The organism is Chitinophaga skermanii (assembly GCF_003259335.1).
Classification (GTDB): domain Bacteria; phylum Bacteroidota; class Bacteroidia; order Chitinophagales; family Chitinophagaceae; genus Chitinophaga; species Chitinophaga skermanii.
The window spans coordinates 205,846-231,224 of record NZ_QLLL01000001.1 but is presented as its reverse complement, the minus strand read 5'-3'; the positions used below and the strand labels follow the sequence as shown (position 1 = coordinate 231,224).

At 42.4% G+C, this 25,379-nt stretch carries 20 protein-coding genes; 10 read left to right on the top strand and 10 right to left on the bottom strand.

Annotation, left to right across the window (positions count from 1 at the left end; translation table 11 throughout):
• The first annotated feature begins 92 nt into the window (after positions 1-92).
• From LX64_RS01005 to LX64_RS00990, 4 genes are all read left to right on the top strand, one after another.
• The gene (locus tag LX64_RS01005; RefSeq protein WP_111595739.1) at positions 93-314 is read left to right on the top strand and encodes a hypothetical protein; all 222 of its coding nucleotides are present in this window, start codon (positions 93-95) and stop codon (positions 312-314) included.
• Between the two features lie 78 nt (positions 315-392).
• Positions 393-1,055 (top strand): endonuclease III, encoded by a 663-nt coding sequence (gene nth / locus LX64_RS01000; RefSeq protein ID WP_245952511.1) that lies wholly within the window; start codon positions 393-395, stop codon positions 1,053-1,055.
• Between the two features lie 117 nt (positions 1,056-1,172).
• Entirely contained in the window at positions 1,173-2,390 is a 1,218-nt protein-coding gene (locus tag LX64_RS00995) for a nucleoside permease (protein ID WP_111595737.1), read from the top strand.
• An 18-nt stretch (positions 2,391-2,408) separates the two neighbouring features.
• A complete protein-coding gene (locus tag LX64_RS00990) occupies positions 2,409-3,602 on the top strand; it encodes a Gfo/Idh/MocA family protein (protein ID WP_111595736.1) in 1,194 nt (397 codons plus the stop codon).
• A 193-nt stretch (positions 3,603-3,795) separates the two neighbouring features.
• On the opposite strand, the gene LX64_RS00985 is transcribed toward LX64_RS00990, so the two are convergent.
• Positions 3,796-4,395, bottom strand: a complete 600-nt coding sequence (locus tag LX64_RS00985) for a DUF6134 family protein (protein ID WP_111595735.1) — start codon at positions 4,393-4,395, stop codon at positions 3,796-3,798.
• Between the two features lie 106 nt (positions 4,396-4,501).
• Positions 4,502-6,358, bottom strand: coding sequence for a 2-oxoacid:acceptor oxidoreductase subunit alpha (locus LX64_RS00980; protein WP_111595734.1), 1,857 nt, complete (start codon positions 6,356-6,358; stop codon positions 4,502-4,504).
• A gap of 526 nt (positions 6,359-6,884) precedes the next feature.
• Between LX64_RS00980 and LX64_RS00975 the strand changes: the two genes are divergently transcribed.
• The 5 genes from LX64_RS00975 (at position 6,885) to LX64_RS00955 (ending at position 12,625) form a co-directional block, all read left to right on the top strand.
• Positions 6,885-7,202, top strand: a complete 318-nt coding sequence (locus LX64_RS00975; protein ID WP_111595733.1) for a carboxypeptidase-like regulatory domain-containing protein — start codon at positions 6,885-6,887, stop codon at positions 7,200-7,202.
• A 323-nt stretch (positions 7,203-7,525) separates the two neighbouring features.
• Positions 7,526-8,287 carry a head GIN domain-containing protein gene (locus LX64_RS00970; RefSeq protein ID WP_111595732.1) on the top strand — a complete coding sequence of 254 codons (762 nt, stop codon included), beginning with the start codon at positions 7,526-7,528 and terminating at the stop codon, positions 8,285-8,287.
• A gap of 5 nt (positions 8,288-8,292) precedes the next feature.
• Positions 8,293-8,904, top strand: a complete 612-nt coding sequence (locus tag LX64_RS00965) for an RNA polymerase sigma factor (RefSeq protein ID WP_111595731.1) — start codon at positions 8,293-8,295, stop codon at positions 8,902-8,904.
• A gap of 61 nt (positions 8,905-8,965) precedes the next feature.
• Positions 8,966-9,979, top strand: coding sequence for a FecR family protein (locus LX64_RS00960; RefSeq protein ID WP_111595730.1), 1,014 nt, complete (start codon positions 8,966-8,968; stop codon positions 9,977-9,979).
• Positions 9,980-10,000: 21 nt separating this feature from the next.
• Positions 10,001-12,625, top strand: coding sequence for a TonB-dependent receptor (locus tag LX64_RS00955; protein ID WP_111595729.1), 2,625 nt, complete (start codon positions 10,001-10,003; stop codon positions 12,623-12,625).
• A 276-nt stretch (positions 12,626-12,901) separates the two neighbouring features.
• On the opposite strand, the gene LX64_RS26250 is transcribed toward LX64_RS00955, so the two are convergent.
• The 8 genes from LX64_RS26250 to LX64_RS00920 form a co-directional block, all read right to left on the bottom strand.
• Entirely contained in the window at positions 12,902-14,200 is a 1,299-nt protein-coding gene (locus LX64_RS26250; protein WP_245952510.1) for a 2'-5' RNA ligase family protein, read from the bottom strand.
• Position 14,201: 1 nt separating this feature from the next.
• Positions 14,202-15,482: a kynureninase gene (gene kynU / locus LX64_RS00945; RefSeq protein WP_111595728.1), complete on the bottom strand. Its 1,281-nt coding sequence runs from the start codon at positions 15,480-15,482 to the stop codon at positions 14,202-14,204.
• Positions 15,483-15,688: 206 nt separating this feature from the next.
• Entirely contained in the window at positions 15,689-16,477 is a 789-nt protein-coding gene (locus LX64_RS00940) for a TIGR00266 family protein (protein ID WP_111595727.1), read from the bottom strand.
• A 317-nt stretch (positions 16,478-16,794) separates the two neighbouring features.
• Complete coding sequence (locus LX64_RS25905; RefSeq protein WP_158538493.1) at positions 16,795-16,968, bottom strand: hypothetical protein; 174 nt, start codon at positions 16,966-16,968, stop codon at positions 16,795-16,797.
• Positions 16,969-17,711: 743 nt separating this feature from the next.
• Positions 17,712-21,230: an efflux RND transporter permease subunit gene (locus LX64_RS00935; RefSeq protein ID WP_111595726.1), complete on the bottom strand. Its 3,519-nt coding sequence runs from the start codon at positions 21,228-21,230 to the stop codon at positions 17,712-17,714.
• 54 nt (positions 21,231-21,284) lie between these two features.
• The gene (locus tag LX64_RS00930; protein ID WP_111595725.1) at positions 21,285-22,394 is read right to left on the bottom strand and encodes an efflux RND transporter periplasmic adaptor subunit; all 1,110 of its coding nucleotides are present in this window, start codon (positions 22,392-22,394) and stop codon (positions 21,285-21,287) included.
• A gap of 35 nt (positions 22,395-22,429) precedes the next feature.
• Entirely contained in the window at positions 22,430-23,800 is a 1,371-nt protein-coding gene (locus LX64_RS00925; protein WP_111595724.1) for a TolC family protein, read from the bottom strand.
• Between the two features lie 15 nt (positions 23,801-23,815).
• Positions 23,816-24,424, bottom strand: coding sequence for a TetR/AcrR family transcriptional regulator (locus tag LX64_RS00920; protein WP_111595723.1), 609 nt, complete (start codon positions 24,422-24,424; stop codon positions 23,816-23,818).
• Between the two features lie 241 nt (positions 24,425-24,665).
• Here LX64_RS00920 and LX64_RS00915 point away from each other — a divergent pair, with 241 nt between their 5' ends.
• Positions 24,666-25,322 (top strand): DUF502 domain-containing protein, encoded by a 657-nt coding sequence (locus LX64_RS00915; RefSeq protein WP_111595722.1) that lies wholly within the window; start codon positions 24,666-24,668, stop codon positions 25,320-25,322.
• The last annotated feature ends 57 nt before the right edge of the window (positions 25,323-25,379 follow it).

Sequence of the window (25,379 nt, the reverse complement as noted above, 5' to 3'; positions counted from 1 at the left end):
AAAGCGAAAAATTTTCGGTAAATTAACAATACTTCCTACCCATTCACCGTTATATTCTCGTTCACTCAAATCAATCATCAAATTGTACCCGCATGAGTAATTCTACACTTCCATTTTTTAATTTACAATCCTATGCATCTTCCGAAGCAGGAAACAACGAGTGTGATATGAAAGAGGAAAAACGTTTACAGCAGGAAGACCAACAATTGATTCTAGTTACCAAGCAACTGCTCGATACCGTGCAGTACACACCCAGAACTTCTACCTTACAAGCGATCTTCGATTACGCTAAAAAAGGCGAAAAGAAAAGGTAACCCAGCAAGCAAATTGGTTTCAATAAGGCGAATATATCTTTTGTCTTACACAACAATTTTACGCGCCAAACTTTTCGAATGCGCTATATTTACAGCATGACGAAAAAGGAACGCTACCAATTTGTACTCAATTATTTCGAAACACACGTACCACAAGCAGAAACCGAACTCATCTACGACAATCCTTACCAATTGTTAGTAGCTGTAATTCTATCTGCCCAATGCACCGATAAAAGAGTCAATCTCACCACACCGGCCATTTTCGAAAAATACCCGGACATCCCGGCATTGAGTACCGCTACCTTCGACGAACTTTTCCCCCTCATCCGCAGCATTAGCTACCCAAATAATAAAACCAAACACCTCATCGGGATGGCTAATATGGTAATGGATGACTTTAACGGCGAAATACCCATCACCGTTCCAGAACTCGTTAAATTACCCGGCGTTGGACGTAAAACAGCCAATGTTATAACATCTGTAATCGACCATCAACCCAATATGGCCGTAGATACACACGTTTTCCGCGTATCGGCAAGAATTGGACTAACAACAAATGCCAAAACTCCGCTCCAAGCAGAGCTACAACTCATTAAAAACATCCCGAAAGATAAAGTGCACATAGCCCACCACTGGCTTATTTTACATGGTAGGTACATTTGCGTAGCACGAAGCCCGAAGTGTGGAGAATGCGCATTAAGACCTGCTTGTAAATACTATCAAAAAATTACAGCCGCCTAATCCACCATGCTTTTACCGCTGGTAATATTGTGTAGGTAATTTATCTATACAGGGGTTTGTATTGCTCATTTTTAGCAGTATATTAAGTTCAACTTATTCACCCCTTATTCCAACGTTATGAAAGCATTGACTCGTTTCCAATTATCGAGCATGATGTTCCTCGAATATTTCATTTGGGGAGCTTGGTACGTAACCATGAGTACGTACATGAAATTATATTTAGGTGCCTCGCCTGTGCAAATAGGTGCTGCCTACAGTGCCTTGGCAATTGCGACCATGATATCACCGTTCTTCGTAGGTATGGTAGCCGACAAATACTTCTCAGCACAACGGGTGATGAGTGTATTACATATCTTAGGAGCAGCCATACTATTCCTAGCGACGAAAATTGAAAGCAGCAACGTATTCTATTGGATTATTTTAATCTACTCGCTGTTGTACATGCCTACCATCGCGCTTTCCAACACCATTGCTTTTCACCAACTAACAGATGCGGGGAAACAGTTTCCTACAATTAGGGTATTCGGCACCGTGGGTTGGATTGTATCGGGTATTGTACTCAGCTATTTCAAAATAGAAAACACGGCCACCACTTTTATACTAGCCGGTGGAGCATCATTATTACTGGGGGCCATGAGTTATTTCCTGCCACACACCCCGCCACAGAATACCTCCAAGGAAAAAACAACTTTCGCTAAAGCGGCCGGTTTAGACGCGCTTGTGTTGCTGAAAGACAAGTCATATTTCATCTTCTTTATTGCAGCAGTATTAATATGCATTCCATTGGCTTTCTATTATGAACTGGCAAACCTTTTCTTGAACGACAAAGGCATGGAAAATGCCAGTTCAAAAATGATCTTAGGGCAAATCTCCGAAGCGCTGTTTATCCTCGCAATTCCGTTATTATTCCATCGTATTGGTGTGAAAAAGATGTTGATGCTGGGTATGTTCGCTTGGGTATTGCGCTATGTGTGTTTCTCTTTTGGTGATATGCAAAGCAATACATGGATGTTATACGCGGGTATTATACTGCACGGGATCTGCTACGATTTCTTCTTTGTAACAGGTTATATGTATACGGAAGCCAAAGCAGGCGAAAAGATCAAGAATGCCGCCCAAGGTATGTTTACATTCGCCACCTATGGCCTAGGTATGTTCATCGGCACCTGGCTATCGGGCATTATTGCACATGCTTTAATCACAGCCGATGGCCAATACAATTGGACGCCCATTTGGCTCGTGCCTTCAGGCGTAGCTTTATTAGTGATCATTTATTTCATCCTATTCTTCAAAGAAAAACATAGCAACACCATACAAAATCCACAAAATTCATAACATCAATTCATTTCAATCATGGCTAAAATTGCAATGCTGGGCTCGGGTTTTATCGGGCGATTCTATGCCGATTCTTTACAAGGACAAAGAAGCAGGGATAAAATTGTGAGTATCTATTCGCGCCGCGAAGAAAGCGCGAAAAAATTTGCAGAAGACTACAATTGTGCGCACTGGACAACCGATATGCTGGAAGCCATTAACCACCCAGATGTAGAAGTAGTATGTATTTCATTGCCGAACAACCTTCATGAAGCCGCCGTATTAGCTTGCTGCGAAGCAAAAAAAGGTGTAATCTGTACAAAACCACTTGGCAGAAACGCCGAAGAAGCTAAACGCATGATGGATGCTGTTGAGAAAGCCGGCATCTTCAATGGCTACTTGGAGGATTTGGTATATACACCGAAGTTCTTAAAGGCCTTGCAAAGCGTACAAGCCGGTGCCCTCGGTAAAATCCTCTGGGCTAAATCACGTGAAACACACCCTGGCCCACACTCTGAATGGTTCTGGGATATTGAACAAGCAGGCGGTGGCTGTATTCTCGATCTTGGTTGCCATTGCGTAGAAATTGCACGCAGCTTTATTGGTAAAGATATTCGTCCTGTTGAAGTAATGTGCTGGGCCGATACGCAAGTAAAACCTATCGATGCAGAAGATCACGCAATTGGCCTCGTGAAGTACGAAAACGGCGCTATAGGACAGTTCGAAGTAAGCTGGACTTTCCGCGGTGGTCTCGATCTTCGCGATGAAGTTATGGGCTCTGAAGGAACCATTTGGCTCAATAGCTTCTTACGCACCGGTTTCGATATGTTCACCACGGGTAAAGGAGCAGATTACGTAGCAGAGAAAGCTGAAAGCAATAGCGGCTGGTTATTCCCAGTAGGCGATGAGCTAAATGAACTAGGCTACAACCACATGTTCACTGATATGTTCAATGCCATGGAAGCCGGTACCCAGCCACAAGAAACCTTCTACGACGGTTACGTGGTAAATGCTATCCTGGATGCAGCATACAAATCTGTAAAATCTAAAATTTGGGAACCCGTTATCCTCGAAGATTGGCGCGGCCAAACAGGTGTAGAAAAAATCAAAGCGTTAACCGACTACGATGCGCAATACTACCTGATCAAAGAAGAGATGACGCACTACGGAAGTAAAAAGCTTATCTTAAAAGATAAGAAAACAGGTGAGATCATCGAAAAAATTCTCAAATAATATACTTCAAACCGTCTCTCTTGTAGAGGCGGTTTTTTATTTGTGTACTGAAAAATAGTAACTTGCTTCTTCCCCCGTTGCTACGCTCACTTCAGCCGCAAATGTATATCTAGCTTCGGCCCTATAATCGCTAATTACATACTATAAAAAAACCTTCCGAAGAAGGTCCCTAACAACTTACTTGATATATCAATCAACTATCTATCAATTTAAAATACACTTTTCCTAATACGTGGTTTACTTCCACCTCTATTAGCTTACCCTTCGCATAAGTGTACACATTCTTCTTACCATCCGGCATAATTAGTTCATATTGCCCATCGTTCAACGCTCGAATGTCGAGCATTTGACCTTGTGTTTCGCTGTATACAGACTTTATGTCTTTCGGCTCAGTGAAATACAAATCGCCCACTACAAATTGGATAGCTTGTTTCAACTCGGACTTTTTACCATCGTGCACAATTTGGTAGTTTTTATCGACCAATTGCGTGGTAGTTTTATTCTTATTCTTTTCTTCCTCTTTATTAGTTAAGCGGGTAGAAGAGGCGCTGAGCAAGTGATTGTTTTTGAATTCTGCTTCAATATCCGTATTCACATTCCCAATCAGCTTCAACTGCAAACGACTTTTAATAATAATATGTCGCAACGACCCGTTGCCTTTCTGGTGGGCTTCCACACTACCGATCACCTTGTTATTGGAAGTAACTTGGTATTTGTATAGTTGTGCAAAGGTTCCCAATGCAAATGTTAGTAGGATACTAACGTTCACGAATACACGAAACAAAAATCTCATACAATATGGGTTTCTATGTCTAAAATGGCGAAGTATTGTATGTTAAGTTACAAAAAAAATCCTGCCCAAATAAATGAGCAGGATTTAAATATTTGTATTCGGAAAATTATTGTGCTAAAATCTCCTTGATCTTCGTTACCAATTCACCTTTTGTAATAGGTACACCCATGATCTTATTATAGCCTTTTGCATCGATGAGGAATTGCTCACGGATGATTTTGATTAACTGGCCATTGTTGATCTCTGGAATCAATACGTGTTCGTAACTGTGGAGAATTTCCGCCAAGTTTTTAGGGAAAGGACGGATATGACGCAAGTGAACATGCGCTACAGAATGACCTTCCGCTAATAAATCCAATACAGCCGACTTAATAGAGCCGAACGTAGAACCCCAACCCAATACAAGTACTTTACCTTTTTCTGGGCCGATTTCTACTTTCTGTAAAGGAATATGGTCGGCAATTCGATCTACTTTCTCTTGCCTAATTTTCACCATTACTTCGTGGTTCTCGGGATCATAGCTAACGTTACCCGTGATATTTTGCTTTTCCAAGCCACCAATACGGTGCTCGAGGCCCGGGGTACCTGGAATAGCCCAAGGACGCACTAAGTTCTCGTCGCGTTGGTAAGGGAAGTAAGTGTCTTCTCCTTCCTCCAAACCTGCCTTAAATTGCACGGAAATAGGTGCTAAATCGGCACTTTGAGGGAAACGCCAAGGTTCTGCACCATTCGCAATATAACCGTCGCTTAAGAAGATAACGGGGGTCATATGTTGCAAAGAGATGCGGGAAGCCTCGTATACACCCTCAAAACAGTCGGAAGGCGTTGCTGCCGCGATAATCGGCATAGGGCACTCACCATTTCTACCGTAGTATGCTTGGAGTAAATCGGATTGTTCTGTTTTGGTAGGCAAACCAGTAGAAGGACCACCACGTTGGATATTTACGATAATCAACGGGATTTCCAACATCACTGCCAAGCCCATTGCTTCGCCTTTCAAGGCCATACCAGGACCAGAGGTGGTAGTTACCCCCATGTGGCCACCGTAAGAAGCACCAATAGCAGATGCAATACCTGCAATTTCGTCTTCAGCTTGGAAAGTACGAACACCGAAATTCTTATACCTCGACAATTCATGCAAGATATCGGAAGCAGGTGTAATTGGATAAGTACCGAGGAACAAAGGCAAATTTGCCTTTTGCGACGCGGCAATCAAACCGTAAGCCAATGCCGTGTTACCGGTAATACTTCTATAAGTACCCGGCTCCATACGTGCTTTTTCTACTTTATAACGCGTAGCAAAGGCTTCTACCGTATCGCCGTAGTTATAGCCGGCTTGTAAAACCTTCAAGTTCGAATCGAGGATATCTGGCTTTTTGCCGAATTTATCCGTTAAGAAGGTAATGGTGCTCGCCATATCGCGGTCGTACAACCAATAGATAAAACCTAGTACGAACATGTTTTTCGCACGGTCTTTTTCTTTCATACCAAGCGTAGTGGCTTCTTTCAAAGCTTCACGGGTAAGCTTGGTAACGTCGATTGTATGTAATTGATAATTGGCTAATGAACCGTCTTCCAATGGATTTACGCCGTCGGGGTAGTTAGCTAAACGCAAGTTCTTAGAGTCGAACCCATCGGAGTTAGCGATGATGATACCGCCCTTTTTCAGGCCTTTCAGGTTGGCTTTTAACGCCGCGGCATTCATGGCTACGAGTACGTCGCAAGCATCGCCGGGGGTAAATATGCGGTTAGAGGAGAAGTGTAATTGGAATCCACTCACACCAGCCAAAGTACCTTGTGGAGCGCGGATTTCCGCAGGGAAATCCGGGAAAGTGCTAAGGTCGTTACCCACCAGGGCTGTATTATTTGAAAACTGGCTACCCGTCAATTGCATACCGTCGCCGCTGTCGCCGGCGAATTTGATGACTACATCTTCCAGTTGTTGAATCGTTGTATTGGGCATCGAATTAACTATTTATAATATAAGATTTGTAAAATTAGGGATTCGGCGAGATAATTCCGGCATTTAAGTCCTTAATGATACATTTATGATATAACCACACAAAGTTAGTAGACTTAAGAGCATGCAACAAGTCGAATCCGGAATTAATCTCCGCCGGGCGGCAGTAATGGTATTTTTTACCGTAATGGTGGCGGGTTATAGTATTAAATTATAGCTTATAACTGTAGGTAATTGAGAGGTGATAATAAGTACTACTTAATGATTAGGATTCCTATCATGACACAAACATAATATTACTAACGTTTACGCATATACGAATGTCTAAATTACTAAATCACAAAGAAATGTTAAAAGGCAAATACAAGATTTAATTGGCTTCTTTGGCATGGTGTTTGGAAAATTCTACCACGACGAGGCGCATGAATAAGTGATAAATGAAGAATTGATTTTAGAGATAATCATCAACATGAAATAGAATTTTTACTTAACCAATCTTTATTTTAAAACCATTTAAATTTTGTATGCTATGAAAAGGATTAGAGTTAGCATGTTAGCATTGGCTGCAGTAGCCATCGGTACGTTCGCTTTTAAAGCAATTGAAGGCGGTTCAATAGGCGGTAAAATCACGCCAGGAGACGCTGCAACAGAGGCTTGGGCCGTTTCAGCAACAGATACATTAAAAACTGCAGTTAGCGGTGGCTCATTTAGCTTCCAAAATGCTAAACCAGGCACTTACACTGTAGTAATCGACGCCAAAGAACCTTATAAAGATGCGACTATCAACGACGTAAAAGTTGAAGACGGTAAAGCAACTGATCTTGGCGAAATCAAATTAGCACAATAACAAACGTTAGTTTTCATAGGGGTTAATTAAAGCAAAGCCGGTTCCATACATCTGTATGGCCGGCTTTTTCTTTTACATCAATATTTGACATATCAATTTTTATCCTTTCATAGGCAGATAATTATATGTGAAATTAATTACACAGTATTGTTGCCCACATTCTACAAATTGTGCCTCCCTTTTCTACGATCTCTTTTATGGCACTATTTACTCATTCTCCTTCCTTCACCTACATTTTCATGTAGTTTATAGGGGTAAGGCCCCCATTTCCCGTCTTATAGTTATCAACCACGGGTTGAAACGCCATTATAAAACAACTGTACATGAAAACATCCATTTCCAAAACGGTCTTTATCACGTACACTGGCCTTGTAACTAGCTTGGTTATCAGCTTATTAGTCATTTTCGGATTGATTTTAAGCGGATGTGTGAAGGAAAATGTGGTAGGTTCGGGGCGGGTGATTACCGAGCAGAGGCCTGTAAACATCTTCCGCGACATTACGATGGATGGGGATTTTATTCTTCATCTTAAGCAGGGCGACGATGTACCCCTTAAAATTGAAGCCGACGACAACTTGATTCGGTATATTGAAACATATGTAAGTAATCAAACCTTACGTATACGTGTGCAGCCGGGTATTTACTTCCGCAGGAAGAGCCCTATCCATATTTATTTGGAGAGCCGTAACTACAATTCCGTTGTGTTAAGCGGTTCAGGCGATATGTACACAGACAATACGATCACGAATAATGCGTTTAGCATGGATCTAAACGGATCGGGATCAGCATCATTAAAAATGGCATCTTTGCAAGTAAATGCCAGCGTTAATGGTAGCGGGAACCTCCGGTTCGAAGGAGATGCCGACCGTTACCGTGCTACTGTAAACGGAAGTGGTAATATAGACGGATTGGGTTTGAACACCCGCATAGCAAACATCACGATCAACGGTTCCGGGAACCAACGTGTGAGTGTAAAAGATGAGATTGACATTAAGATTCTAGGAAGCGGAAACGTTACGTACAAAGGCAACCCCGAAATCGTAAAAACACAAGTCACGGGCTCGGGAAAGATTAACAAGATTTAGGAACCATGAAAGAAAGCGGAATACTGTCACCACAACCCCAACCCGCTACAAGCAAAGCGAATGAGTATCTTTATGATATGTCGCCGAGTAATGAACATTTTCACGCTTTGCTGCGGAAGGATGAGAGCCAATTTATGGCTGCTCTATTCAAAGAATTTTTTCCCCTCGCTTGTAAAACAATTTACAGGTTTGTTCAAGATATGCCCATGGCAGAAGATCTTGCACAAGACGTGTTTATAAAAATCTGGAATAGACGCCACTCGCTTGGAGATGTTTTCTTCAAAGCATATGTGCAAAAAGCAGCGATCAATATGGCACTCGATCACATCGATAAAAAGAAACGGCAAGGAGCCCATACTGAGCTCTCACCCTTAGAAGAACAACTGCCCGCTGCACCCATATCCGGCAACCTACGCGAAACTTCTGCGCAAATAGAAGCCGCCATAGGACAACTTCCGGAAAAGTGCAGGGAGATATTTATACTAAGTCGATACGAAGAATTATCCTATAAAGAAATCGCCAGTACCTTGAATATTTCCGTGAAAACGGTCGAAAATCAAATGATCACGGCACTCAAGAAGCTACGGGTTTCTTTAAAAGATTACTTAACTAGTTAGCAAAGATTACCACCCATTATTATTTATTCATAACAGTACCTACAATTCATACATAGTTCATATGCTCGACAATCTCGATAACATAGACGCTCTAATAGCCCGCAAGCTGGATGGCACGCTTACCCAAGCGGAACAGGCAGCTCTATCGGAATGGATTGCCGCCGACGCCACCCATCTTTCTTATTACCAATCCATCCAAGAAGTGTGGGGCCTCACCGGCCGTACCCAATGGGCGCCCGAACCAGATGTTAGCGACAACTGGATGAAGTTCCAATCCAAACTACAGGCACAAGAAAGGCCCAACGAATTAAAAGTAGTGCACAAGGCCAATAACAAACGTACCTGGTTGCGCGTGGCGGCCATTGCCTTACCAATTTTAATCGCTACCCCGCTTATCTACAACCACTTCAAACCTAGTGCTGTAGAAGTGGCTAGCACCACCATTCGTACTGCCAACGGGGAAAAGAAAACCCTGCAATTGGCAGATGGCACCACCGTGCATTTGAATGAAAACAGCTCCTTGGCATACAACAACGATTTCAATACCGCTAAACGCAACATCCAACTCACCGGCGAAGCCTTCTTCGATGTAGCGCAAAATGATACGAAACCGTTTGCTGTAACCGCCGGCCGCTCCCGCACAGAAGTATTGGGTACCAGCTTCAACATTAAAGCTTACCATCCACAACCGGTAGAAATAGCTGTAACAAGCGGAAAAGTAGCCTTCATGGCCGAAACAAATGCCAACAACAAAGTAGTATTAACAGCCGGCCATAAAGGTATTCTTCAACTCGACGAAACCATCACTACTCAACCCATTGATGCACCTGTGTTTACACAATGGAGAGAAATGCGCTTTACTTACCATAAAGATCCATTCAGCAAAGTGATTAACGATGTTGAAAAAACATTCGGGATCGATATAGAAGTAAGTGATGCGGAGATTTTGAAAACGGACTATAACGGCCTTTTCACAACGCAAATGAAAGTTCCAGAAGTATTGGAAGTGATTACCATCACTACCGGCACACAATGGAAATTCGAAAACGGTAAATACATCATCAGCCATCGATAAATTTTTACACTCAACAACCCCATGAGGCTACGCGCATTCTTTTCATGGCTGGTAGTGTGGATGTGTTCTTTTAGTATTGCTATCCAAGCGCAAACAATGCTTAGTAGAAAGGTAACTGTGGATTATGCCAACAGCTCCTTGGAATCAGTATTAATTGATATACAACAACGTTATCAAATACCATTCTCCTACATCTCGCAAAACATTCCTTTAAAAAAGGTAGTGAATTTGCGCGCCCGTGAAGAATCGTTGCAAGTAGTCCTGGGTCGACTTTTCTCTAGCACCGACGTTACCTGGAAAGAAGTGTCGTCGCAAATATTACTCGTCAAAACCGAAGCTTATACACAAGCCATTGTAGGCGTAGTAACCGATAAAAACATGCGCACCCCCATTCCCGGGGTTACCATCTTCCTTCAATCCCAACCCAACATTGGTACTGTTTCAAACGGGGAAGGGCAATTCAAACTGAATAATATCCCGCTGGGCAGGCAAGACATTACCGTGCGATGTATAGGCTACAAACCGGTTACCCTGCCAGCAGTATTGTTCATGGCCGGAAAGCAAACCATGCTGAATGTAAGCCTGGAAGAAGATGTGATTACAGCGAAAGAATTCATGATTAGGGGAACACAGGTAGAAAAAGACAAAACCATTAACCCCCTAGCCATCGTTAGCGCCAGGATGTTATCGGTTGAAGAGGCCAACCGTTTTGCCGGTACCCGTAGCGACCCTAGCCGTATGGCTTCTAACTACGCGGGCGTTACCAATATGAATGATTTAAACAACGACATTATTGTACGGGGTAATAACTCGTTCGGGATGTTGTGGCGATTGGAAGGTGTGGATATTCCTAATCCTAACCATTACACGTACATCAATACCAGCGGGGGTGTATTTAGCGTACTTAACAATAACCTCATCGCCAATTCGGATTTTATTACGAGTGCCATGCCGGCCGAATATGGCAATAAAATATCGTCGGCTTTTGATATCCGGTTGCGTACTGGGAATAATTTAAAGCATGAATTTAATGGGCAAATAGGCCTAAGCGGGATAGAATTTAATGCAGAAGGACCATTAGATAAAGCACAGGGGAGCTCTTACTTAATAGGTGCCCGTATGTTGAACTTTGACTTTATTAAGAAGTTTGGTGTGGATCTTACAGTAGACGGTGTACCTAGGTTCAATGATATTACATTTAAGCTCAACTTTCCTGGCAAGTTCAACGATAAATTTGTTGTGTTTGGTATGGGAGGAAAGAGCAAGGTATTGTTTGAAGACGAAGAGAAAGATATGAGTCAATTGAGCCACCCCTTGGTGAAAACGTACGGTTTCTTCCGCAGTGATGTAGGTGTGTTGGGAATGCGTTATGAACATTATTATTCCCCGAAAACATATGGCCAAGTAATAACTTCCTTCAGCACGAGTGCCATTACTTCTACCCGCGATATTAATCAACCTGGTAAAGAAACGTTACGAGAATATGTAGGCGACTTCAAGGAAAAGGGCCTTACCATGTCGTACCAGCTAACACATAAAGCAGATCAAAAGAACTTGGTTAAATCGGGTATTACTTTCAGTAGGAAATCTTACAATTATTACCTGCGTAATTTGCAGGATAAGAACATCCCTTTGTACTCGTTGAATATCGACCAGCTGGCGATGGTGAATTTATTGCAAGGTTTTGTACATTGGCAATATAAGCCCATTCCAAAGCTTACTTTTAACACGGGCTTACATTATCAACAACTGTTTTATAACCGTACACAGGGTCTCGATCCGCGCTTTTCGGCGGAGTATGCTTTTAATACTAGGAGCAAGTTGAAACTGGGATATGGCTTACATCACCAAGCGCAGCCGGTGTACATGTATATTAACCGCAATTACAACAAGGAATCGCAAGTGTATACACCAGCCAACCGGGATTTGAAATTCTCGGCCAGCAATCACTACGTTGTAGGCTATGATTATTCCTTCTCGAAGTACTGGCGTTTTAAAACGGAGACTTATTTCCAACAGCATTTTAACATTCCTATTTCTGCTAGCCCGGGCTTCTATTCTGCATTAAACGATGGGGCAGGGTATAACGAGTATGTACCCGATACGCTTGTGAATAAAGGGAAAGGGGAGAACTACGGGATTGAATTTACCATAGAGAAATTCTTACATAAAAATACCTACTTCCTTTTCACCACTAGCTTATACAATGCGCATTACTTAGCACCTAATGGGAAGTGGTACAATACTTTGTACAATGGCAATTACATTGTTAACCTTGCCGGTGGCTGGGAATATCCTCTTGGCTACAAGAAGAAAAACGCATTAAGCGTGGATCTTCGCATTTTGCAATCGGGCAATAGGCGAGACTTACCGATTGATGTGGAAGCATCGCGGGCAAAGAACGAATTAGTGATTAAGGATGATGGGTTTTATGAACATCGTTACAAGGATTATTCTCGCGTTGATATTAAAGTAAGCTACCGTTTGAATCGCCCACATGTGAGTCACCATTTCTTTATCGCCATCGATAATTTATTGAATACCCGGAACGAGTTTGGAAATGTGTATTACTATTATGAACGCGAGCAGCATACAGCTTACCAAATGGGGATGTTTCCTTATGGTGGGTATAAGGTGTTGTTTTAAGGGAATAGTTGACGCTTGGTTGTTTACCCTTCCTCTTTTTATACTTGTGTTATATACGGTTTTATCAATTCACCTTCCTTCGTGATGCTATGTGTAGAATATAGGTTAACATATGGCCTATGTTTTTTTCTATACCTTCTTTTTAGTACTATTTCTAGCAAGGCGGGATTGTATTTGCCAGTTAGTTGGTATGTTCAAACATTCTCCCTACAAACACCAAAGCCCCGGTATTGCTACCGAGGCATTGATGATAATATCATGTAAAGTGGAATACGATTACTCTTGTGGAGGTGTAGGTGTAGTCGTACCGCCGCCTAATTTACATTTTTGTAATACTTCCCAAGATTTGCCGTTGTGGCGGAGGAAGTAAAGGTTGCTTACTTTGAAAGAAGCTTTGTACTCTTTGTTTTCGTACTCTGGCCATGCTTTTTCGAATTGAGCATCTTCCAAGTCTTTAAACGCAACGGTAACGTGCGGAGTAAAGCCTGTACGGGCTAACATAGTACTGAAGCCAAATTCTTTACGTAAGAAGTTGATTAATTGGCGGTGCATAGCGCTCATTTCTTCACTCTTCTCTACGTTGATAAACAAAACGCGGTTTTGTTTATTCGGGAAGGTGCCGTAGCCATTTAAGCCTACTTCGAATGGTGCTTGCGTTTTCGCGAATTCAGTCAACTCATCACAGAAAGCTCTTTCTAAGCTAGGATCAGCTGTGAAAGGTACTTGCAAAGTAATGTGTGGAAGAACTTTCAAAGCATACATTGGACCGTATGCTTCTGCAAATTCTTGCTTTATTTTAATGATCTCTTTACCTACTTCAGCAGTTGGCAAGAGGGCAATAAAGTAGATTTTGTTTTCTGGTCTAGGAGGGCGTGTATTTCTGAAACCACCACCGCTAGGACGTCTTTGACCGCCGCCGCCACCGCCACGGTTGTAGCCGCCACCACCGCCACCGCGGTTGTAACCACCACCGCCGCCACGGTTGTAACCGCCGCCGCCGTCTCTGTCGCCACCACGATTGTAGCCGCCGCCACCGCCGCGATTGTAGCCACCGCCACCACCGTCGCGATCACGACCGTAGCCTCCGCCACCGTCTCTGTCGCCTCGGTTGTAGCCGCCTCCACCGCCGCCACGGTTGTATCCGCCGCCGCCATCACGGTCGCCACCACCTCGGTTGTAGTCACGATCTCCGTAACCACCGCCGCGGTTGTATCCGCCGCCATCGCGATCGCGTCCACCGCCGCCGTAGCCACCGCCGCCATCTCTGTCGCGGCCATAGCCACCTCTGTCGCCGTAGCCACCACCATTATCTCGGTCACGGCCGTATCCGCCGCCACCTTGTCTAAATCCGCCATTTGAGTCACGGCTATATCCGCCACCACCGCCATCTCTGTCGCCACGGTTGTAGCCTCTGTCGCCGCCGTCACGATCACGGTTAAAACCGCGGTCTTGATCTTTGTCGAATTCGGATTTTCTGTTAAAACCGCCATCCCGGTCTTTGTTGGGTTCTTGTTGTTCTCTGTTGAAGTCAGGAGAAGAGTACTTTCGGGGGCGTTCGTTTCTCTCAAAGTTCATCTTACTTAATTAAGCGTTTTGAAGCAATATTTGCGATGATTTCATAAAAATGAAAAACATCTTCATATGAATTATACATAGGCGTTGGAGCAACCCTGATTACACCGGGTTCCCGCCAATCGACAATTATACCTGCGTCTGTTAGTTGTTGGTGAATTTCTTTACCAGCCTCGTTGAAGAGCAAAGATAATTGAGCGCCTCGTTCATTACAATTTTTAGGTGTAATTATTTCAAAATTTATTCCTTTCACTTGTTGTAGAAGAAACTCCAGGTAGTTGGTTAACCGGACACTTTTTTCTTTCAACTTTTGAATACCGGCAGCTTTAAATAGTTCCAGCGATGCTTTTAGGGATACCATATTAAAAACTTGGGCTGTACTCATTTGCCATCCTTCTGCGGCTGCTTTTGGTATAAATCCTTTTTCCATTTTAAAGCGGGTACTTTCTTCATTTCCCCACCAGCCTCCTAAACGGGGATACTCCCTGTCGGCTGCATGTTTCTCGTTAACATAAGCGCCACCTACAGCGCCTGGGCCTCCATTTAAATATTTATAAGAACACCAAACTGCAAAATCAACATTCCATTTATGCAATTCCATCGGTACGTTCCCGGCTACATGGGCAAGATCGAAACCTGCCATAGCGCCTACTTTATGGGCTGCTGCCGTAATGGTTGCTATATCGTATAACTGGCCGGTATAGTAATTTATGCCTCCCAGCAATATTACAGCAATTGATTCATTATGTTCGTTAATTATTTGCAAAATATCCTCGGTTCGCAGCAAATGCTCGCCTGGCCTAGGACTTATTTCTATAATTGCGGTGTTTGGGTCAAATCCATGGTGCCTAACCTGGGTTTCTACAGCGTATTGGTCGCTCGGAAAGGCCCCTGCTTCCATTAACACCTTGTACCTTGTTTTTGTTGGCCGGTAGAAACTTAACATCATAAAATGTAAGTTCACCGTAAGTGTATTCATCACCGAGATTTCCATTTCCTTCGCACCCATTATCTCTGCCAATACTGGCCTCATGGATGTTTGGTAGAATAACCACGGGTTTTTCGCTTTCCAATAACCTTCTACAGCACAATCCTGCCAATCTCTCAATTCTTGTGCTATTGCAGCTTCTACTGTTTTAGGCTGTAATCCTAAAGAATTGCCACAAAAATAAATGGCGTCTTTTCCATTACGCTGTGGGAAATAAAACTCCTGCTTAAACTTGCTTAACTCGTCTTTCCCGTCCTCTTGCTGTGCAAACGACAAGGTTGCTTCAAATGAATACATAGTGTTTCGGCTGCTCGATAAGCCACGTTGGTTGGTCCTTATCTCTATCTTTTAATTATGGATTGATTTTTCTCTCTATTGTCTCTGACTAAACGCTGATAATATAAAGTAATTACATAACGGGGTTTGACCTCTGTTTTTCATCGTCGGTTTACCGGTTTAATAAAGATAAGATTATATTCCTTTCTTTGAAAGAATTTTTTTCATCAATCTCCATCCAATAAATTACCTAATCCGCCCAAAATACTGCCTTCCTCTTTTCTACCACCAGGACCACTCATTGCCACAATACGGCTCGCTAAACGGCTGATTGGCAACGATTGAATCCACACTTTACCCGGACCTCTTAACACGGCAAAGAATAATCCTTCCCCGCCAAATACCATATTCTTAATGCCTCTTATAAATTCAATATCAAAATCTACGTTCTGCGTGTAAGCTACCACGCAACCGGTATCAATTTTCAACACTTCACCAGGCATCAGCTCTTTCTCAATTACCATACCACCGGCATGTACAAAGGCTAAGCCATCACCTTCCAATTTCTGCATAATAAAACCTTCACCACCAAAGATACCTGTACCCAGCTTACGTTGGAACTCGATCCCTACCGTTACGCCTTTCGCTGCACATAAAAATGCATCTTTCTGGCAAATAATCTTACCACCCATTAAATTCAAATCCATGGGGATAATTCTACCCGGGTAAGGCGCGGCAAAACTTACACATTTTTTGCCATGTCCCATATTGGTAAATGCTGTAATAAAAAGACTTTCACCGGTGAGAAGACGTTTGCCGGCCGACATCAGTTTTCCAAAAAAGCCTTGGCTGGCTCCTGAACCATCGCCAAATAAGGTGCTCATTTGGATCTCCTGGTTCATCATCATAAAACTACCACTTTCAGCAATCACTGTTTCTTGTGGGTCTAATTCGATCTCAACCACCTGCATTTCTTCGCCGTAAATGCGGTAGTCTATTTCATGGTTCTGTGGCATAAGAGTTTGCTTTATATCAGCAAGTTACATAAAAACAATATCCATTTGGAGATGGTATCCTGGTTGAACAACGATATCTTCTAAAAAACAGATTCCCTGGGTTTTCGACCTCCAAATTCTGAACTAATTTCCAATTCTGCAAGAACAATTGTATAACTGGTAAAAATTTAAAATTGGCTTTCCCTGTTTTACCCCTTCCATTATTGCTACTTGCTTACTTTTTCCACCTATTTACCTTACTATCAATCCTAAAAAACAGCCACTATAGGGCTTATAAATGATTTAGCTACCTTCTGTTACCCTTTCTAACAACAAAATTACGTACCCACATCGAAGAAAAAAAATGCCGTGCCGGATTGTGCCGCTTTATGCCGGTTTTGACCGGAATATGCCGGATTATGCCGCTTTGTGCCGGTTTGTGCCGCTTTATGCCGGAAAATGCCGGTTTTTGCCATCACTGCGCTGGTAACAACAGTAAGAAAATCGAGCAAAATCAAGGGTTATAGCAGAAAAATGTCGACAAAAGGCTTACTGAACCCCTGGAAACACTGGGAAAACACCCCAAAATGTCGACAAACTGTCGGTAAAGGGCTTACTAAATCCTTAGAAACACTGGGTATGTGTCGGTGAAATGTCGGTGGAGAGTCGGTAGAGAGTGGGAGAACTGTCGGTAGCATGTCGATGCACAATCAGAAAACAGTTGGAAATCACTCGATTAGTAAATCATGTTCAACAGTTACTAGGCGTGCAAGCTTGTTAAAGCGTTGTAATTCAAGTAACCATTTCAGTTAAAATGCCGAGCACTTGAAAAAACCATTGCCCACATTGCCAAAATATGGCGAAAAACATGCTATATATATCCCAGGTATATGTGAAATATATCTCCATATAGCAACAACGCGGTTTTACCATTGAAAGAACATTAAACTACCATTAGAAGATATTATAAACTGCGATGAAAACGTACCTGGGATACCCATTTTATACCTTATGCATAAAAAAAGCCGTCTCGATGGATATCGTGACGGCGATCTTTTAACCTACAACTGTTACACTGTTGTTTCTTTATATTGAATAATCAATCCTTTTCGAATGAATGATGTGGAATGCCTGCTTACTCCTGTATTCTTATTGTGCTGTATTTTACTAACATTACAACCAGTTTACACTTAGTTCATCTTGCATTTCTTCTAATTTGACTAGTGGCCCACAGGCATCCAGCATCACAGATCTTTTAATGATTAACTTCTTCGTGGGGCTCTTCGCCTGTTGGGAAGAAGTTATATGGTTTAGGTGAAATATAATTTTCGTCGTGTAATTCCGCGACTTTCTTCCTCGATAAGAACAATTTCAATATCACTACAAGGAAAGGCACGTATTTAAATGCTCGCGGCCATCCGTATTGGTCGAGTACATCTATTGAACGTTTGTTCATTGCATACATCACCGGTACCAAAATCAGGGTAAGGAAGGTTGCGAAAATCAAACCGAATACCATCGTCCATGCTAATGGTCCCCAGAACGCCACGTTATCACCACCGAAGTAGATATGCGGGTTACCGTGTGAGAACAAAGTAGCAAAGTCGATATTCAACCCTACCGCCAACGGAATCAAACCTAAGATCGCTGCGATCGCGGTTAATAATACCGGTGTCATACGGGTTTTACCTGCTTCAATTACGGCTTCGTATACAGGCACGCCTTGTTGTACAAGTAAGTCGGTAAATTCTACCAATACGATACCATTCCTTACTACGATACCGGCTAATGCCATAATACCTACGCCCGTCATTACGATGGAAATATCCATTTTAAATATTGCGAAGCCTAAGAACACACCGATGATCGAGAAGAGGATTTCCATGAAGATGATCATGGGTTTACCGATGGAGTTGAACTGTACCACCATAATCATCAAAATCAAACCAAAGGCACCTAATGCTGCCATCATTAAGAAGTTCATCGTTTCTGCCTGGTCTTCTTGTTCACCGGTCATTTTCACTTGCACAGAAGCCGGTTTCGGGAAGGCAGCTACAGCTTCGTTGATTTGTTGTACTACTTCGTTGGCATTATAGCCCGATAGTACGTTTGATGCCAAGGTTACGACGCGTTTTTGATCGATACGTTTAATACCTGCGTACGTATTCGAATATCGAATGTCTGCTACGGCAGCTAATGGTACTTGCCTAATTACACCACCCATGTTCATGTCGCGGTACGTAATGTTCAAGTTCATGAGCGTATTGATGTTATTACGTTGATCTTCTTTGAGGCGTACCATAATTGGGTAATCATCATCTGGATCACGGAATTTCGATACTTCGGCACCAAGTAATGCTGTTCTTAAAGCGTTACCGATGGTTTGTGTTGAAATACCTTCACGGTTCGCACGCTCACGGTCGATATTAACAATAATTTCAGGTTTATTGCTCTTGAAATCGCTTTTCAATTCTTCCACACCACCGATTTGTAATGAATCGAGGTAGCGTTTTAATTTATCGGAAGTACCGGCAAGTTCATCAAATTCATCACCAGAGATTTCGATGTTGATAGCTTTACCTGTTGGAGGGCCACCTTGTTCTTGTTCTACCGTGATATCGGCACCCGGGATACCTTTTACAGATTCGCGGATTTTATCGAGATATTCTACAGTAGACTGACCATTACGTTTACCGAATTCCACGAAGGACACGGTTACTTTACCTTTATGGGTTTGTACCGACTGGTCCATTTCATTCGGATCGCCGGCACCTACGGCCACGTTAGAGATAATGGATTCTACAATTGGGTTGTTTTTACCGACTACTTTCGTAATACGGTCTTCGATTACATGCGTAATGGAATCTGTATATTTTTGATCGGTACCAATCGGTAACTCCAAGTAAGCATAAATAAAGTTCGGATCTGCTTGCGGGAAGAACACTACTTTGGGTTGACGAATACCTGTTAATACGATACTGAAAATCAACAAACCAAAGGTGGCAATCAAGATCAATACTGGGCGCCATCTTTTCAAACACCAAGTAAGTATGTTCTTGTATGCGTTCTGTACTTTAGGCCAGAAGTTGTGTTGGAACTTACGTGCCACACCGCCTAACCAGAAGCGTTCAGCAATAATTAATGCGTAAATAAACACCACGAAATTACCTACCCCTACACTATTTGAATAGCCCATCAGCGCGATGAAAGCAAACACACCTGTCATAATCCACATGCGTTTGTTCCAAGTTGGTTTCGGGTGATTTTCTCCTTCGTGCCTATCCATGAAATCTACTGCAAATACAGGGTTCATGATATATGCTACGAAGAGGGAAGCAATCAAAGTAGTGATTAAGGTTACCGGTAAGAAGAACATGAATTTACCGATAATACCCGGCCAGAATAAAAGTGGTACGAATGGCGCCAATACCGTTAAGGTACCCGACAATACCGGCAAGAATACCTCGCCCGCAGCCATTTTCGCCGCTTTTACAATACCTAAGTCTTTTCGCTCGTAGAAAATCCTGTGTACGTTTTCAATTACCACGATCGCATCATCCACCACGATACCCAATGCCAGCAAGAACGAGAACAATACCATCATGTTCAACGTGAAGCCATACATTGGCATAATAATGAAGGCGATGAACATCGAGATAGGCACACTTAATGCTACGAACACGGCGTTTACGGCACCCATGAAGAACATCAAAATCAAGGTTACCAATATGAAACCGATGATGATCGTGTTGATCAAATCGTGCAAGGTAACACGGGTAGAGTTCGACTGGTCGGCTGTGATAGTTACTTCCAAAGACTTTGGTAAGTAGTTTTCCTTCATATCTTCCGTGATTGCGCGGATTTTATCGGAAGCATCGATCAAGTTCTGACCACTTTGCTTGATAACGTTGAGCGTGATAACGTTTTTACCACCCAAACGTGCGTAGCTTTCTTGTTCTTTGAAGCCGTCTTTTACTTCGGCAATATCTTTCAAATACACTGTAGCGCCGGAGCTACCACGGATAACCATGTTTTGGATCTTCGTAGGGTCTTTATACTCACCTTTGATAGACAAGGTTCTCTTTTGACCATCTACCGATACCAAACCACCGGAGATCGTTTTATTCTCCGCATTAACAGCCATGGCTACATCATCGAAACTGATGCGCGCCGCGTCCATTTTGTATTTGTCGAGGTTGATTTGAATTTCGCGATCTAAAGCACCAACGATATCTACGCGGGTAATTTCGTTCAGTGTTTCGATGCGGTCTTGCATTTCATCGGCATACTTCTTCAATGTTTGCAAATCGAAGTCACCCGATAAGTTCACGTTCATGATAGGAATTTGCGACACATCGATCTTAATGATCTGTGGCGCCACCTTCATATCGTTGGGTAGATCTTGCTTTGCTTCATCTACCTTTTCGCGTACTTGTTGGCGAGCGGCTTCAATATCTTCGTTGGCATTGAATTCGATCGTAATCATCGAGTAATCTTGGATAGAATTACTCTTTAACTTTTTCACCCCGCTGATGGCATTGAGTTTTTTCTCAATGGGTTTGGTGATGAGCGTTTCAATATCTTCCGGCGAAGTACCTTCGTAGTAGGAGCTGATAATGAATTGCGGGAAAATTACTTCAGGGAATTGCTCCTTGGGTAATTTCATGTATGATATAATACCGGCGAGCGCGATAATAATAGTGGCCACGTAGATGCTCACTTTATTATCGATACTCCAACTGGTGGGTTTAAATTCTTTATTCGAATCTTTCATAGCATTGCGTTTGCAATTGTCAAATATTTTCGTGTTTTGTTGGCTAGGATATGATTACAACTTCACAAAGTCGTTCTCATTTAAGCCTTGGTAGCCGGTAGTAACGATTTGGTCGCCAGCAGTCAAACCCGATTTCACCTCTGCCAAATCATTATATGTTCTACCCATTTCGATCATTGCGCGCTTAGCTACTTGCTTACCACCTTCGTTTTTCACCACCATAACATATGGTTTACCCAAAGAGTATTGGATAACGTTTACGGGTACTACAATCGCATTTTTAGCGGTATAGTCAACGATTTTGATTTGCGCGATCATATTCGGGCGCAAATCTCTATCAGCAGGCAAAGGCACTTCTACTTTAATTGTGCGGCTAATTGGGTCGATTAACTGTGCAGCGAAGCCGATGCGGGTATTGATTTCTTTGTTGATATCTGGGAATGAGATAACCACTGGATCGCCGGTTCTTACTTTAGCAGCGAAAGATTCGGCGATATTGGCCACTACTTTTAGGTTATTGCTATTTACTACGCGGAACGAAGGTTGACCAGGAGCAGCTACGTCGCCCACTTTAGCGATCACAGCATCTACAGTACCGTTAATAGGGGAGATAATTTTATTGCTAGCACTTTGTTCTTGCGCTACAGCTAAGCTTTTTTGTAAAGCTTCGTAACCGTTTTTAGCATTGAGGTATTGGATTTCGCTACCAATTTTTTGCTCCCACAAGTTAGCTTGTTTCTTATAAGTGATTTCGGCAAGTTGCAAGCGTGTTTTCAATTCCGCGATGCTAGCTTGTGCCAAGCGATCATCTACTTGAGCTAAAGTTTGACCTTGACTAACATGTTGCCCTTCTTTCACGAAGATAGCCGTGATAACGCCGCCTTGCGAACGAGTAGAAACGTTTACGTTTTCGCGAGCATCAACGCTACCTTGTACATCGATGTAGTGATTAAACGTAGTATCATTAACAGTAGCTACTGTGATATTTTTTTGTTTTTCTACTTTAGCCGTGTCGCCCAGTTTGAGCTTAGCTTCTAGCTCGGCTACTTCTTTTTTGAGGGATACTAATTTAGTTGAATCTTTTGCGCGTTGGTTTTCTCCACCACCGCCGCAAGCGGCTACCGTGATTGCAAGAACGGGCAATAAGTAATATCCTTTGTTCATATAGAGTACTGATTGTAGTTGTAGTAGAATGTTGTTTAGAGTTTTCCGTAAGCTTTTAAGTAAGCAATTTTTGCAACGATCGCTTTATACAGCGCGTCGAAATAGTTGTTTTGCGCTGTTAATAAACCTGTTTCAGCAGTAATCATTTCTGTGCTGGAACCAACCCCTTCACGGTACTTTGTGATAGTAGTTTCATACACATCAGTAGCTAGTTGCATGTTATCTTCTTGCGCATTGAGTGCTTTCACATTGGAAGCGAAAGTGCTGCCGGCTTGGGTTTGTTCCAAGTCGATTGCCAGCCTAAGCTTCTCCATATTCACATCTGTTTTCTCAATTGCCAAGGCAGCTTGGTCTACTTGTCGTTTACGTTGGAAGCCTGTGAAAATGGGTACATTCAGATTTACGCCATAGTACATGTAACCGTACCACATTTGCGATTGAAAATAATCGAAATTGTTAGAAGCACGGGAAGCGCCGCCAGCTACGTTCAAGCTTAATGTTGGTAAGCCTTTTAATTTGTAGCGTTTAAGATCGTATTCAAGTACGCTTTTAGTGGATTCTAAATACGCGTAATCGGGGCGTGCTTGGTAGTTGAAATTGGAAGTATCTTCTACTTGTGCTTTCACCGCTTGCATACTAAGTGTATCCGTTAAAACAACGGGGTTATAGATAGGCATACCAATGCTGAAATTGAGCATGGCGCGGTTCACCACTAATGTATTTTGTAGCCCGATGACTTGGGTTTTAAGGTTCGTTAATTGAACGCGTAACCTGTCGACATCTAACTTCTCTACTAAACCGTTTTTATAAAACTGTTCAGTTTCGTATAATGATTTCTCTAATCGGGCAATATTTTCGGTGAAGATGTTTACGGCCTTTTCTGTTACCAATACGCTGTAGTAGGCTTGGTATACATTTGACTTAACATCTACCTCTGTTTTGGTTACATTTTTCTTCACCATATCTTCCAATGCCTTGCGTGCTTGTAAAGCCACGAGTACACTAGGATCGAAGAGGGTTTGGTTCATCACCACTTGGCCGGCCATGTTATATTTTAGTCCGAATGCAATAGGTACGAGCGTGCCTTTCGGAATGCTAGGATCGAAGTTGGAAGCATCGATCAATTGTTTTTGGATAACTGGGTTATCTTGGAACTGTCCATTTGCACTGATATTGGGTAATGCTAATCCGCTTACTTCTTTATTTTTAGCTAATTGGATTAATTCATCAATTTTAGCAGTTTTAATATCGGCCTGGTTCGATAAAGCATAGTTGATAGCATCTTGCACAGAGAGCTGCACGGGCGCAGCATTAGCTGGCGCGTTGTTGCTGACTTGTGCATTAACATTCGCGAAAAAGAGCATCACGATCCCTATCAAGAGCATGAGCTTCCGATTTAGTTGCATAAGTGCGGGTTTATATTATGGTAATTTTTGCTTGTATTTTTCTATTTGTTTATAGCCTTTTTGAGTAGCCAATCCAAACAAGAAATGTTCTAGTAGTACGCGCTGCACTCGGCCCATATCATAACCTTGGAGGTTTAAGATATCGGGGCGAAAACACATTAAGCAAGATGCCGTTCTGAAATGCGCCATAATCTCTATATCAATGTCTTCCCTGTAAAATCCTTCTGTAATACCGCGGACTAGGTTTTTCTTTATTGTATCGACGAGAAATACGTCTTTATGTTCTTCAAACTTTTGATAAGCCTTTGCATGGAATTTCTGCAAATCGAGGAGGGCCACAGGGTTCATATTCCGAAGCTTATCGTCGAGCATCTTCATTACCAAAAACATCTCTTCCAGTGCATCTTTCGATTGGGCGCGACCATCTTCACATTGTTCCTTCATCACATCCAAATAACGGGTAATCGCATGAAAAACAAGGTCGTCCTTATCTTCGAAATGGGCGTAGAGGGTTTTCTTGGAAATGCCCATACGCATTGCAATGTCATCCATGGTGATAGACCGAGTACCGTACTGCCGGAACAGCATAAAAGCGGTGTCTAAAATTCGTTCTTGTATCTCCATGTTTTGGTTTGATATGCTTTGACGACACAAAACTATGGAAACTTTTTAAACTACAAAAGTTTCCATTATATTTTTTTTAGGTTTTTTAGGGGGGATATAGAATCCGGGTAATAATAAGTATTTTTGCCCTGTGCTTACAATCAAAACTCGCTGAAAAGCAATGTTGTAGCACATCTAACTGTTAGCCTAAGTTTAATCAGCGCATTTTGTAACCGCATTTATATAACTTATTCAGAAGACCATGTCGCCGAAACTACGACTCAAAGTATTATTGTCCCGCATTTTGCGGTATTTCTTCCAGGGCTTATTGATTTTAGCACCGATTGGGGTTACTGTATTTACTTTATACTGGGTATTTACAACTATCGATGGGCTTTTGCCACGTGATTTAATAGAATCGGGGTCTCAATTTGCCTTTTTAAAGTACAAAGGTGTAGGATTCGTGTTGGTGCTTGTATTGGTGGTGGTGGTAGGATACCTCAGTTCCAACTTCATATTAAGTCGCATCTTCGATATGTTCGACCGCCTCTTGGAAAAAACACCTTTCATTAAGTACATCTATTCTTCTGTGAAAGATGTGTTTGATGCGTTTGTAGGGGAGAAGAAAAAGTTTGACCACCCTGTATTGGCCAACATTTATGGGCAAGATACATGGGAGCTAGGTTTCATTACACAAAATGATGTAACCCACTTTGGATTAGATGAAACATATATCGCTGTATATGTTCCGCATGCATACGCCATTACCGGCAAAGTGTTTATGGTAAAGAAAGACAGGGTTCGCGAGTTAACGAACATTTCAGCAGGCGAGGCCATGAAATTTGCCGTGTCGGGTGGTGTAACCACCCTTACCCACGATGAACATGGGCATGGACATACGCAGCACAACGAGAAATAATTTATATTTATGATCCCGCTTCTTAGAGGCGGGATTTTTTTTACCATCTAATTGTTT

What these genes read in the sequence shown, in the direction of transcription:
- LX64_RS00925 (WP_111595724.1), bottom strand. Translation starts at nt 23,800, where the DNA reads ATGCAACTAAATCGGAAGCTCATGCTCTTGATAGGGATCGTGATGCTC.
- LX64_RS00960 (WP_111595730.1), top strand. Translation starts at nt 8,966, where the DNA reads ATGCTCGACAATCTCGATAACATAGACGCTCTAATAGCCCGCAAGCTG.
- nth (WP_245952511.1), top strand. Translation starts at nt 393, where the DNA reads ATGCGCTATATTTACAGCATGACGAAAAAGGAACGCTACCAATTTGTA.
- LX64_RS00935 (WP_111595726.1), bottom strand. Translation starts at nt 21,230, where the DNA reads ATGAAAGATTCGAATAAAGAATTTAAACCCACCAGTTGGAGTATCGAT.
- LX64_RS00955 (WP_111595729.1), top strand. Translation starts at nt 10,001, where the DNA reads ATGAGGCTACGCGCATTCTTTTCATGGCTGGTAGTGTGGATGTGTTCT.
- LX64_RS00930 (WP_111595725.1), bottom strand. Translation starts at nt 22,394, where the DNA reads ATGAACAAAGGATATTACTTATTGCCCGTTCTTGCAATCACGGTAGCC.
- LX64_RS00940 (WP_111595727.1), bottom strand. Translation starts at nt 16,477, where the DNA reads ATGCCACAGAACCATGAAATAGACTACCGCATTTACGGCGAAGAAATG.
- LX64_RS01005 (WP_111595739.1), top strand. Translation starts at nt 93, where the DNA reads ATGAGTAATTCTACACTTCCATTTTTTAATTTACAATCCTATGCATCT.
- LX64_RS00990 (WP_111595736.1), top strand. Translation starts at nt 2,409, where the DNA reads ATGGCTAAAATTGCAATGCTGGGCTCGGGTTTTATCGGGCGATTCTAT.
- LX64_RS00915 (WP_111595722.1), top strand. Translation starts at nt 24,666, where the DNA reads ATGTCGCCGAAACTACGACTCAAAGTATTATTGTCCCGCATTTTGCGG.
- LX64_RS00970 (WP_111595732.1), top strand. Translation starts at nt 7,526, where the DNA reads ATGAAAACATCCATTTCCAAAACGGTCTTTATCACGTACACTGGCCTT.
- kynU (WP_111595728.1), bottom strand. Translation starts at nt 15,482, where the DNA reads ATGTATTCATTTGAAGCAACCTTGTCGTTTGCACAGCAAGAGGACGGG.
- LX64_RS00985 (WP_111595735.1), bottom strand. Translation starts at nt 4,395, where the DNA reads ATGAGATTTTTGTTTCGTGTATTCGTGAACGTTAGTATCCTACTAACA.
- LX64_RS00975 (WP_111595733.1), top strand. Translation starts at nt 6,885, where the DNA reads ATGAAAAGGATTAGAGTTAGCATGTTAGCATTGGCTGCAGTAGCCATC.
- LX64_RS00995 (WP_111595737.1), top strand. Translation starts at nt 1,173, where the DNA reads ATGAAAGCATTGACTCGTTTCCAATTATCGAGCATGATGTTCCTCGAA.
- LX64_RS00980 (WP_111595734.1), bottom strand. Translation starts at nt 6,358, where the DNA reads ATGCCCAATACAACGATTCAACAACTGGAAGATGTAGTCATCAAATTC.
- LX64_RS26250 (WP_245952510.1), bottom strand. Translation starts at nt 14,200, where the DNA reads ATGAACTTTGAGAGAAACGAACGCCCCCGAAAGTACTCTTCTCCTGAC.
- LX64_RS00965 (WP_111595731.1), top strand. Translation starts at nt 8,293, where the DNA reads ATGAAAGAAAGCGGAATACTGTCACCACAACCCCAACCCGCTACAAGC.
- LX64_RS00920 (WP_111595723.1), bottom strand. Translation starts at nt 24,424, where the DNA reads ATGGAGATACAAGAACGAATTTTAGACACCGCTTTTATGCTGTTCCGG.